General features: G+C 48.8%; 10 protein-coding genes. 4 read left to right on the forward strand and 6 right to left on the reverse strand.

What is annotated here, in order from left to right:
- Positions 1–264 precede the first annotated feature (264 nt).
- The gene (locus ABYT30_RS09690) at positions 265–2547 is read right to left on the reverse strand and encodes a TonB-dependent receptor (RefSeq protein ID WP_373081300.1); all 2283 of its coding nucleotides are present in this window, start codon (positions 2545–2547) and stop codon (positions 265–267) included.
- Between the two features lie 472 nt (positions 2548–3019).
- Here ABYT30_RS09690 and ABYT30_RS09695 point away from each other — a divergent pair, with 472 nt between their 5' ends.
- Both ABYT30_RS09695 and ABYT30_RS09700 read left to right on the forward strand, forming a co-directional pair.
- Positions 3020–3457 (forward strand): hypothetical protein, encoded by a 438-nt coding sequence (locus ABYT30_RS09695; protein ID WP_373081302.1) that lies wholly within the window; start codon positions 3020–3022, stop codon positions 3455–3457.
- Between the two features lie 69 nt (positions 3458–3526).
- Positions 3527–4393, forward strand: coding sequence for a metal-dependent hydrolase (locus ABYT30_RS09700; RefSeq protein ID WP_373081304.1), 867 nt, complete (start codon positions 3527–3529; stop codon positions 4391–4393).
- 52 nt (positions 4394–4445) lie between these two features.
- Here ABYT30_RS09700 and ABYT30_RS09705 read toward each other — a convergent pair whose 3' ends face one another.
- The 5 genes from ABYT30_RS09705 to typA all read right to left on the reverse strand — a co-directional run bounded on the left by ABYT30_RS09705 (position 4446) and on the right by typA (position 9391).
- The gene (locus ABYT30_RS09705; protein ID WP_373096237.1) at positions 4446–5093 is read right to left on the reverse strand and encodes a TetR/AcrR family transcriptional regulator; all 648 of its coding nucleotides are present in this window, start codon (positions 5091–5093) and stop codon (positions 4446–4448) included.
- Positions 5094–5198: 105 nt separating this feature from the next.
- Entirely contained in the window at positions 5199–5837 is a 639-nt protein-coding gene (locus ABYT30_RS09710; protein ID WP_373081308.1) for a TetR/AcrR family transcriptional regulator, read from the reverse strand.
- Between the two features lie 24 nt (positions 5838–5861).
- Positions 5862–6299, reverse strand: a complete 438-nt coding sequence (gene dtd / locus ABYT30_RS09715) for a D-aminoacyl-tRNA deacylase (RefSeq protein ID WP_373081309.1) — start codon at positions 6297–6299, stop codon at positions 5862–5864.
- Between the two features lie 196 nt (positions 6300–6495).
- Positions 6496–7467, reverse strand: coding sequence for a prolyl aminopeptidase (pip, locus tag ABYT30_RS09720; protein ID WP_373096239.1), 972 nt, complete (start codon positions 7465–7467; stop codon positions 6496–6498).
- 115 nt (positions 7468–7582) lie between these two features.
- Positions 7583–9391 carry a translational GTPase TypA gene (gene typA / locus ABYT30_RS09725; RefSeq protein WP_373096241.1) on the reverse strand — a complete coding sequence of 603 codons (1809 nt, stop codon included), beginning with the start codon at positions 9389–9391 and terminating at the stop codon, positions 7583–7585.
- Positions 9392–9592: 201 nt separating this feature from the next.
- Between typA and ABYT30_RS09730 the strand changes: the two genes are divergently transcribed.
- Both ABYT30_RS09730 and ABYT30_RS09735 read left to right on the forward strand, forming a co-directional pair.
- The gene (locus ABYT30_RS09730; RefSeq protein WP_373096244.1) at positions 9593–10906 is read left to right on the forward strand and encodes a sodium-dependent transporter; all 1314 of its coding nucleotides are present in this window, start codon (positions 9593–9595) and stop codon (positions 10904–10906) included.
- 14 nt (positions 10907–10920) lie between these two features.
- Positions 10921–11382: a hypothetical protein gene (locus tag ABYT30_RS09735; RefSeq protein ID WP_373082838.1), complete on the forward strand. Its 462-nt coding sequence runs from the start codon at positions 10921–10923 to the stop codon at positions 11380–11382.
- Positions 11383–11397: the final 15 nt, after the last annotated feature.

Consider the following 11397-nt stretch of genomic DNA (forward strand, 5'->3'; position numbering starts at 1 on the left):
AACACCCTCTCTTCTCCAGCCCCCAAAATCAATCCATTATTATATCCTTCCGTACGCCCGCGATAGTACAAGTGCTAAATATTATAAACTTACGCCATTTACTCAACGCCAAAATTTAAGTCGAGCGGCCTCATCACGCGCACGGCGACTAAGCACACTAACTACCACCCAATTCCACGCGCCAACACCGCGCATTTTTAAGGGCATAAAAAAGCCCGCAATCAAGCGGGCAAAGTTACAGCAATACCTGGGCTGACTAGTAAATCAATATTCCCATTCAACCCCAACACCGTACATCCGCGGCCGAGCATAAGATTCGCCTACGCCAAAGTCTTGACGGAAACGCTGCATATGGCTAACCGAGTTATTCAAGTTCGAGCCGTAACCAAACAACTTCAACTTACTTTCTGGATCGTAAATGCTAAATCTGGCATTTGCTTTCGTATACTCTTCCTCGGGAACATTATTGGTCGGATCAAACCAAAAGCCAGAGTTGTAATACGCACCAAAGCCGATTTCATTTTCAAAACGCCCGATGTCGAAGCGATAGCTAACATCCACCGTACCGCTAAAGTCCGACGTCCGAATGGTGTCGTTACCGGAGCAATCAAAGGTGCCCTCGAGCCCCGTCTCTTCATCAAACCCTGTACATTCAAACTCATCATACTCGCCGTCCAACCAAGTACCTGCAAAGGTCAACTGCAAGCCATCAATTGGCGTTGTGTAATACACTTCGAGTTCTGCCCCGGCCACGGTATATGCCGCCGCATTCTCCAAGCGTGTTACACCGCCACTCGCCAATGACAGTATCTGCGCTTGACCGTCAGTTACCTCAGTACTAAACACCGACGCATTCACCCGCAAATCACCTTCAAGAAAGTCAGATTTCATACCTATTTCGTGAGACTCGGCATTCTCCGGCTCTACCTTTCCCGGCGGCTCATTAATATTCAGACCATTCCAGTTACCGCTTTTAAATGCCGTGGCATAGCTGTAGTAAATCATTACATCATCATTGATATGATATTCAAGACCAAAACTTGGCGTAAAATCGGTCCACGTAGCCTCTTGTGGCTCATAATCAAAGACCCGCTCATACTCGGTATTGCCTTGACCACCAGGAAGATTTTGCACCCGCGCGTCGACCCAGGATTCAGTGATCGTTCTCGTTTCATCAGAGTAGCGACCGCCGAACTTCACAGAGAAGTCTTCAAATACGTCGACAGTAAATTCAGCAAACGCGGCCTTGGCGTCTGTATCAACTCCACCGTAGAGCACTAGATTAACCGGCTCTTCAGGATTCAAACTTGAACCAGTGCTACCCAGCTGGGCGAGCAATCCATTCAAAAGATCGGGATTCAAACCAAGTAATTGCTGACCAACAAAAACCGGGTCTAAGTAAATTGGCGTACGCTGCGACTTAAAAGTATTCTCTACGTAAATACCACCAATCCATGTAAGCCATTCAGGACCAACATCGGAATTACTAAACACCATCTCTAACGAGTCGGTCTCTGCGGTATTAGGAATCGCCTCAATTATCAGCAACTTCTCTTCTGACATATCGTAATCCCAGAAGATATTACTGAAAAATTCGGTATGGCCGAGCACAGTTTTCCAATTTACGTAACTTGAACTAACGTCAAACATTAGCTTAGTCGACTCTGACTCCATTTCAGTAAACACTTCAGTGCCTACGCCTGTCTGCCAAGGGTCTGGATTTGCTGTGAGAGTGCTAGCAAAGAGAGGTGATGGCGTGTCGTTTGTTAGCGGAACAGAATCACTCGACGCGTGATCTACTTTATAATGACTGGCATTCACCTCTAACCAATCCGTCGGCGCCCAACGGCCTTCCACTTTAAAGCCACGGTCATCATAATCCTTGTGTTTTTGCGAAGGGTCAGGGGTGTACGTTAAATACGTTTCGCGATTTGCATACAAACCGGAAACACCAAATGCCAGAGAATCGCTTACTGGACCAGACAAATGTACCTTGCCCTTAGTCAAATCGTAGTTGCCAACTTCACCAGAGATATTTGCTCGGACTTCTTCGAAGTCAGGCTTTTTAGTCTCAACAACAATCGCGCCGCCCACCGCATTCCGACCGTATAGAGTACCTTGAGGCCCTTTCAAAACGGTTACCGAAGCAACGTTGCCCAATGACTGCGCCTGGTTGGAAGTATAGGTAATATACAAACCATCAATGTATGTCGCGACACTGGAGTCTATTGGTCCCTGAAAGGCATCTGACCCGATACCACGGATAAAGATCATACTGTAACTGGCCATCTCGTTAACCGTTAAGCCAGGCGTTACATTCTGCAAGTCTTTGATATCAGTAATACCCATCGAGTCAAGCATTGCACCAGTATGGGCCGTTAAGCTCGCGGAAATATCCTGAACGTTTTCTTCCTTTTTACGGGCCGTGACCACGACTTCTTCGAGCTGACGCGACGACTTTCCGCTCTGGGCATAACTAGGCGCACTCCCTAGCAGAAGAGGCAAGGATGATGCGATGAGCATGGAAGTATAAATGCGCTTTGTCATTGAGAACCTCATTTTCTCTTATGTAGTTATTTTCCAGAGCGATCATTAGCGGTGTATACGTATCTCACGAACAACTTGATCTCTGGTGTATGGGCATACTAAAACAGCTATTGATCGCAGCGTCAATAGGGATTGATTAAATTTAATGATCTTAAAGTCAATAAACTTGAGGACCGACCCTAGCTTGCGACGCAAACCAAGGTAATAAATTACAATATAACTATAATAAACAATACCCTACAGCAAAAATCTAACCACATTAAATAATACTTCTGAGACCTGTTTCGACTCATAGATACAGCAAAGCCTTGAGGGCCGGCTATTGAGCCGATCTCAACACAACACCCCCTTCATGCAATTTAATCACTACTAGGCGCTGACAATAAAAGTAATCTTAAATATTTTATTGACCAAAAGATCAATAAAATATAGGATTAGTTGCGTCTAATAATTAACAACTCGGAGATACGCAATGATTAATGCTAAGCAGCTCACCCGCAATCTACTAAGCGCACTCGTATTTAGTGCGTCGTCACTCACTCTTGCCCAATTACCAATGAGTGGTGCACTAAACGGCGCCGGCTCGATACAGGCGATTCTGGGCGGCGGCTCATCTATTCCAGAGCTGGGATCCAGCGGCATCATCGATCCGCCAAGTGATAAGCTGATAAATGGCGCACCGGGCCTGATCGGCATGGGCGCAAGTATTGCACAGAACCCAACTTCGCTAGTTCGCCCCCTGCAATTCTTGGTTATTCCGGTTGGCTATACTGTATTCCCGGTACTCGAAGTACTTGCCACCAACCCGCTTTCTACACCTGAGTACTTCCAAAACGGCGGCACAATTTTATTCTCAGATATTGCCATAGTTCCGCGCGTCCCCCTTGTCAACCAGCCAATAAACCAGTAGTGGGCGGCAGGGCTACGCAGCCCCGCTCAGACCCGAGATTTTCAAAGCAGTATTTAGTGAGGCAAGCCAATGAACATTAAACCCGAAGCGCGCAAAATCGAGTGTGATTTTTCCAAAGCTAAGATCAACTGGATTCCCCGAGATCCGGAATTAGCACAGTTTTGGAATGCCGTTAGTATTGGCTTACCTTTGCTAGAGGGCTACCTCATTCGAGCACTAGCCAAATCAAAAAAATTGCTTCCGGAAGGACGTGAAGATCTTTACGCTGATTGCGAATTGTTCTGCAAACAAGAAGCCAATCACTCCAAGACGCATATGCAGTTCAACGACATGGTTCGAGCCTCAGGTTTTTATCCAGACATGGACCGCTTTACTGACAAGTTGACGGCTGACTACGAGCGCTTCGACCGCGAGGGCGGGTTACGCGCAGCCATGCTGTATGCCGAGGGATTTGAAACTGCGGGGCCAATATTCGCAAACTACTTTCTCGTTCAAGCAAATAAGCGGCTAAAAGACGAAGATGTAGATCTTATTACCCTATCACTTTGGCGTTGGCATTTATCCGAGGAGTTTGAGCACCGGTGTTGCGCCTTCAATGTTGTCGAGGCACTGTACGGTACTTACTGGGGGCGCTTGGGGGGAATAATAAAGGCCACCTGCCATTTAGTGGGTTTTGCCGTTCCACTTAGCGAATATATGCTAGCGCAAGACTTAAAAGCAGGACGAATTACTGGCGGATTTAAAGGCCTTATCCGCAAGACCAAATCGTATTCAGGTATGTTTTTCTTTATTGTGCCTCGTATACTACGAGCATTCTCGCCTTGGTATAATCCAATAAATCTCAAAGAGCCTAAGGGCTGCGAAGAGGTTTTAATCGTTGCAAGTGAAACGCTAGACCTAAATAAGATGGCGGCAAGAGCCCGGGAAACTGCTTGATTTTTTGAACTATAGAAAGATAGGCCCAGCACTAGGGCCTATTCATGCGGCATCATTCTGGCGCGATATAGATAGATACTAAAGAGTGAATTGTCTTTTTCATGGTCTTGGCGGAGCTTCCTGAGAAATGCATGTGCGCAACAGCATGAGCCATACTCAAGACTACTCGCGCACCATCACTGGCATCAATTCGTTCAGATATTGAGTTATCTTTTCGGCCTTCAAGAATCAGGCTCCGCAGCGCTTTTACGGTATCACGATAAAACTCGAGGTACATTTCCCAAAGAAAGCCTCTTGTTAAACCACTCCACTCTAGCCAGATCGTGATGTATTCAGGGTTAGAAGAAATAGAATGGGCAAAAGAAGAAAGCATGTCTTCTATACGATCTGATGCGGACGCGTTGATATGAGCCCGAGACAATACGAAGCCATCTAACAGAAAACGCCTCACTTCCCGAATTACTTCTTCTTGTAGCTTTTCTATTGTAGGGAAGTAATGAAAGACGGTGGGGTTGGCAACCCCAGCGAATTTAGCCACATCAGCGTGAGTTGCGTTTAGAATCCCCTTCTCAGCAAAAACGAGAATAGCGCATTCCAACAATTGTACGCGTCGCCGCTCTGGCGACATTCGCACTGCGCGCACTCGCTTTACATCGCCGCTATTTACCGAATTTAACTCGCCCAACGTTTCCTTCGCCATCTTCCCTACCAATATCCACATTCAAAAATAGGATTTTAACATCCTTATTAACTACTTGCTCAATTCTAAATTACAAACAAAAGGCTCTGTAAGCCCACTCTCACGTCAATGATCAGGAGCCAAATAACTCATAACCAGTGAGTGCACCGTATTCTCCACCGTCCGCTTAGAGCTCCCCGCAAAACGCATATGGGCGATGGTATGAGCCATACCCATAATAACTCGCGCGGCATCACTCGCATTAATTGTCGCTGACACTGAGTTGTCGACTCGCCCCTGCAGGAGCATTTTTCGCAAACCAGCGACAGCTTCTTTGTAGAAATCTAGGTACAGCTGCCAGATAAGTCCGCGAGTGAACCCCGACCATTCTAGCCAAATTGTTACGTATTCGCTGTGTTGATCAATTTGCTCTTGGAAGGTTAAGAGTAAATTCTCTATGCGTTCATAGGCAGGCCCTTCAGTTTTAAGGCGAACGATAATCATCTCGTCGACAAAATAACGATGGATAACCTGCAGTACAGCCTGCTGTAAATTTTCGATACTTGGAAAATAGTGGAATATTGTTGGTATCGACACACCGATACGCTCGGCGATATCGGCGTGAGTCGCATTCGCCAATCCGCGCTCGGCAAAAGCAGATATCCCTGCGTTCAATATTTGTTCTTGGCGTGCTTCCGGTGTCATCCGTTTGGCTCGCGGTTTGGCCCCATCCGCCGCAGAAATGCTGCCAACTTTCTTTTTCACGCATACGCCCCTTAAGGTTTCACATTACGATTCAAGCATAAAGGTCACTGGGCCATCATTAAGCAGACTGATTTGCATATCAGCGCCAAATTTGCCGCTCGCTACTTTAACATATAATTGCCTTAGCCCTGCCAAAGCGTACTCATACAACTCTTCCGCCACCTTCGGTGATGCCGCCGTAGAAAATCCGGGCCGCAGTCCTTTTTTAGTTTCCGCTGCAAGGGTGAATTGCGACACCAGTAATACGCCACCCCCGACATCCATAACCGACTGATTCATTTTCCCGTTACTGTCACTAAATACCCGATAATTAAGCAAGCGTGTCATCATTTTAGTTACAGCGGCTTCATCGTCGTGTTTTTCCAGCCCTAAAAAAACCAAGAGCCCCTGCTCGATTTCGCCAACACACTCACCGTCGACTTCTACGCGAGCAAATTTAACCCGCTGCAATAATGCTTTCATTGTGATCCATACGTAATTTTTCCGTAATTATATAGGTATTACTTAGAGACTCGTATTGGCATTTACGGGCGGCGCGGGAACGGGGAGAGGCTTGACGGGAGACGGTAAACGCAAAAGCCAAGCTAGTACGGCACTCTGGCTCTGTCATCATGGCGAACGAGAACCTTGGTCCTGCCTCCCCCGTCACGCATTCAGCCTAATAGCTCAACTCACCGCCGCTAAGCAGGTGGGCAACATCATTACTAGCCTTCACCAACGCATCCGCGATACTGGGCTCAAAGGCCGAATGCCCCGCATCGCGAACAATATGTAACTCAGCGCTAGGCCAAAGTTCATGCAACTCAACAGCGCTTTCGAGAGGGCATATCATGTCGTAACGACCTTGCACGATGATGCCCGGAATAGTGGCGATACTGGACATGGCGGCCAATAATTGATTTTCAGCCAAAAAACCCTGATTCACAAAATAATGCGTTTCAATATGAGACATCGACACCGCTGTGTGAGAATTCATTAAGTGATCTTCAACATCGTGATTTGGTCGCAAGGTCGAGCAGCGCGCCTCCCACAATGACCACGCCTTGGCCGCAGCCATTCGCGCCAATTCATTTTCGCCATGCAACACGCGGTAATAGGCTTTGATCCAGTTTTCACCGTCACGGCGCGACACGCCCTCGCTAAAATCCCGCCAGTAATCGGGGAAAACACGGCTAGCGCCGCCCTCACTGTAAAACCATTCCAACTCTTTGGGGCGGCACAGAAAAATGCCTCGCAAGATCATGGCCGCCACCCTCGCTGGGTACGCCTGAGCATATGCTAAACCTAGGGTAGAGCCCCAAGAGCCGCCAAACACTACCCATTTTTCGATTGCGAGGAACTCTCGAATTTGCTCCATATCCGCAATCAAGTCTTGTGTGGTGTTGTCCTGCAGGCAGGCGTGGGGTTCAGTGCGACCGCAGCCGCGCTGGTCGAACAATATAATGCGATAGCGCTCGGGATCAAAAAAGCACCGCGCCTTAGGGCTGCAGCCCGCGCCGGGACCGCCGTGAACGAAGATCACCGGAATACCGTCGGGATTACCGGACTCTTCCAAGTACAGCACATGAGGGCTTTGCACCGGCAAACGATGCGTTTTATAGGGCTTTATATCAGGGAATAATGCGAGCATAGCGTCACAACCATATCCAATTAATGCACTGGATTAGTGTAGCGCAGACTGCGACTTAACGCTTCGGGGGAAACTGGCGGCCTTGGACCGGCCGCCAGAGGACTAGCTTAGCAACTTACTTAGGAGCGCGTTTACGCTCGTTCTCTTTCAGTAGCTTTTTGCGCAAGCGGATGCTTTTCGGCGTTACTTCAACCAACTCATCGTCTTCGATGAATTCTAAAGCTTGCTCCAAGGTATGCTTGATGTGCGGCGACAGCGTCAGCGCTTCATCAGTACCGGAGGCGCGAACGTTAGTCAGCTGCTTGGCACGAGTAGGGTTAACCACAAGGTCATTGGCACGATTGTGCAGACCGATGATCTGACCTTCATACACCTCTGCGGCGTGGCCCATAAACAAACGACCGCGATCTTGAAGGTTGAACAGGCCGTAGCTCAGCGTTTTACCGCCAACCATCGATACCATTACACCGTTCTGACGACCAGCTAATTCGCCGCCCTTCACTTCGCCGTAGTGATCGAAAACAGTAGTCATAATACCGCTACCAGAAGTCATCGTCAGGAATTGACCACGGAAACCAATCAGGCCACGAGCAGGTGCGAGAAACTCAAGTTTTACGCGACCTTTACCATCGGGCTCCATATTGGTCATCTCAGCCTTACGTAGGCCAAGCTCTTCCATAACCGAACCTTGATGCTGCTCTTCAACGTCAATTACCACGTGCTCAAAGGGTTCTTGAACCACGCCATCGACCATTTTCGTTACAACTTCAGGGCGGGAAACGCCCATTTCAAAGCCTTCGCGACGCATGGTTTCAATCAGTACCGACAAATGAAGCTCACCGCGGCCAGATACTTTGAATTTATCAGGGGTTTCGCCTGGCTCAACACGCAGTGCCACGTTGTGAATCAGCTCTTGATCTAAGCGATCGCGAATATTACGCGAGGTAACAAACTTCCCTTCTTTACCAGCAAACGGTGAGTCGTTTACTTGGAAGGTCATGCTTACGGTCGGCTCGTCCACCGTCAATGGTGGCAGCGCTTCCGGATGGCCTGGCGCGCACAAGGTATCGGAGATATTCAAACCTTCAATACCGGTTACACAAACGATTTCGCCAGCCTTGCCTTCGGGAACTTCAACCCGCTCCAGACCGTAATAACCCATAACGGTGAGCAGCTTACATTTGCGCGATTTGCCGTCAGCACCAACCACAACCAGCTGATCATTGGCTTTCATGGTACCGCGAGTAATACGGCCAACACCGATAACGCCGACATAGCTATTGTAGTCTAAGGCCGAGATTTGCATCTGCAGCGGGCCGTCTGCGTCAACTTCTGGGGTAGGCACCTTATCGACGATCATCTGGAACAATGGCGTCATGTCTTCGGCCAGATCATTAAAATCCAGACCAGCAACACCATTAATCGCCGAAGCAAAAATTATGGGGAAGTCTAACTGCTCATCGGTGGCGCCAAGACGATCAAACAGATCGAAAACCTGATCGACAACCCAATCTGGACGCGCGCCCGGACGGTCAACTTTGTTAACAACCACAATCGGGTTCAAGCCTTGCTCAAACGCTTTTTGGGTTACAAAGCGAGTCTGTGGCATGGGGCCATCAACTGCGTCAACGAGCAGTAATACACTGTCGACCATCGACAATACACGCTCAACCTCGCCACCAAAGTCGGCGTGACCTGGGGTGTCTACGATGTTAATACGGTAGCCGTTCCACTCAATGGCGGTGTTTTTGGCTAGAATGGTAATACCGCGCTCTTTCTCCTGGTCGTTGGAGTCCATGATCCGCTCGGAATCTTGGTTACGGCGATCAAGGGTTCCCGATTGACTCAACAGTTTATCCACTAGCGTGGTTTTACCGTGGTCAACGTGGGCGATAATAGCGATATTGCGCAGCGTATCAATCATGGAGGGGCTTCGTTGTTGGATAAAATGGCCGCGCATTATACAACAAGCCCACCCCTCTTAGCAGCAGGAAGTCACATATCTTCTTGGCAAAATCTACTAATTACGATTAAAAGAACAAAATCAACGCCTTGGGCATCCACCAGATACCCGCTACAATCAATTCACGCGTAATTTGCCCTCTTCTCGAAGGAATGCACTGCAATGACCACAGCGAATGTTACCTGGAAAAGCCGCTGGACCTTTATATTAGCCGCGACCGGCTCAGCGGTAGGCCTCGGCAACATCTGGAAATTCCCCTATATCGCTGGCGAATATGGTGGTGGCGCTTTTGTACTGGTCTATCTTGGCTGCATATTGCTGATCGGCGTTCCGGTCATGATTGCTGAAATCATGGTAGGCCGCGCGGGTCGGAGTGACCCAGTGCACAGTATGGCCAAACTTGGCCGCGAGGCCGGAACCTCGCCTTATTGGGGCGCACTTGGCGGAATAGGGATTATTGCCGGCCTCATGATCATGATGTTTTACAGTGTCGTGGCGGGCTGGGCGCTAGAGTATGTTGCACAAAGCGTGATGGGTGACTATGGCAACGCCTCTACCGAAGAGATTGAAGCCAATTTCAGCAGCCTACTTAGTGACAACTCCCAGCAGCTAATTTGGCACAGTCTATTTACCCTGATAACCGCAAGCGTCGTGGCCGCAGGGGTTGCCAAGGGCATTGGCAAAGCCGTAGAGATACTCATGCCAGTGTTATTTGGCTTTTTACTACTACTACTCGGCTATAGCTGGGTCAATGGCGACTTCAGCGCCGGCCTGCACTTTATGTTCGACACCGACTTCAGCAAGCTGACCGGCGAAGCCGTGTTAGTGGCCATGGGTCACGCTTTCTTTACGCTAAGCTTGGGCATGGGCGCCATTATGGCCTACGGGGCTTATTTCCCCGGCCACTCATCTATCGGCAAAACGGTACTGGCCATTGCCGCCCTCGATACCATTATCGCCCTAGTCGCCGGCATGGCGATGTTCCCACTGGTTTTTGCCAACGACCTTACACCGGGCCAAGGTCCTGGCTTGATGTTTGTCACCCTACCCATTGCCTTTGCCAATATGAATGGCGGCCTCTTTTTTGGCACCATCTTTTTCAGCCTTGTCAGCATTGCCGCGTTAAGTTCATCGATCTCACTTATTGAGCCCGGCGTAGCGTGGCTAGAAAAATACGGTGTAAAGCGGCGGCTTTCGACCTTCGCCTTAGCGTCTATAGCCTGGATTGGCGGTATTGCCTGCATCCACTACGGTGCAGTCTTTGACGCCCTAGACTATATAACCGCAAATATAATGCTGCCCATTGGCGGCCTATTAATAGCCGTATTCGTTGGCTGGGTGCTGCCGGTCGGCACGACTTCTGCAGAAGTGAATATGGGCAAGGGCCTTATTTTCAAAGGCTGGCGAATCGCCCTGCGCTATATCGCGCCAGCGGGCATTCTACTGGTCTTCTTAAACAGCCTTAAACTTATCTAAACAGGATCTAATCTGTGCGCAACCCGCTACTTAACACCTTTATTATCGCGAGCTTAGTTTTATTTGGTGGCCTCTATTATTACAGCGGCCAAGTTGAAGATCACTACAGTGAAAATGCGAATCGTTATTTAAATGCCACACTCACCAGCATCTCAAGCTGGCAGACAGCAGATTTAAAGGCCCAACTGGCAAGCGAAACATTGGCTCAAGTCAGTGATGAACAGCTCAGCAAATTATGCGCAGAATACACCCATCTAGGTCAATTCCAGCGCATGGACACATTGCAGTTTTCGCGATTAAGCGGCGCACTATCCTTGTTTAGCGAACCTCCCAAGCTCAGCTACAGCAGTAATGTTCACTTCGAACATGGCAGCGCAATCATGACGGCGACCTTAACCTTGGAGAATCAGCGCTTTAAGCTGTACAACCTGAATCTGGGCGCTCCGGAAAAAATGACCGCCAGCAAAGCCGAATAAAGCGTAACGGTCGAC

The organism is Zhongshania sp., from assembly GCF_041623545.1.
Classification (GTDB): Bacteria; Pseudomonadota; Gammaproteobacteria; order Pseudomonadales; family Spongiibacteraceae; genus Spongiibacter.

Excerpts from the sequence above, each read along its gene's own strand:
- typA (WP_373096241.1), bottom strand. The coding sequence starts at position 9,391 with ATGATTGATACGCTGCGCAATATCGCTATTATCGCCCACGTTGACCAC.
- pip (WP_373096239.1), bottom strand. The coding sequence starts at position 7,467 with ATGCTCGCATTATTCCCTGATATAAAGCCCTATAAAACGCATCGTTTG.
- ABYT30_RS09690 (WP_373081300.1), bottom strand. The coding sequence starts at position 2,547 with ATGACAAAGCGCATTTATACTTCCATGCTCATCGCATCATCCTTGCCT.
- ABYT30_RS09700 (WP_373081304.1), top strand. The coding sequence starts at position 3,527 with ATGAACATTAAACCCGAAGCGCGCAAAATCGAGTGTGATTTTTCCAAA.
- ABYT30_RS09730 (WP_373096244.1), top strand. The coding sequence starts at position 9,593 with ATGACCACAGCGAATGTTACCTGGAAAAGCCGCTGGACCTTTATATTA.
- ABYT30_RS09695 (WP_373081302.1), top strand. The coding sequence starts at position 3,020 with ATGATTAATGCTAAGCAGCTCACCCGCAATCTACTAAGCGCACTCGTA.
- dtd (WP_373081309.1), bottom strand. The coding sequence starts at position 6,299 with ATGAAAGCATTATTGCAGCGGGTTAAATTTGCTCGCGTAGAAGTCGAC.
- ABYT30_RS09705 (WP_373096237.1), bottom strand. The coding sequence starts at position 5,093 with ATGGCGAAGGAAACGTTGGGCGAGTTAAATTCGGTAAATAGCGGCGAT.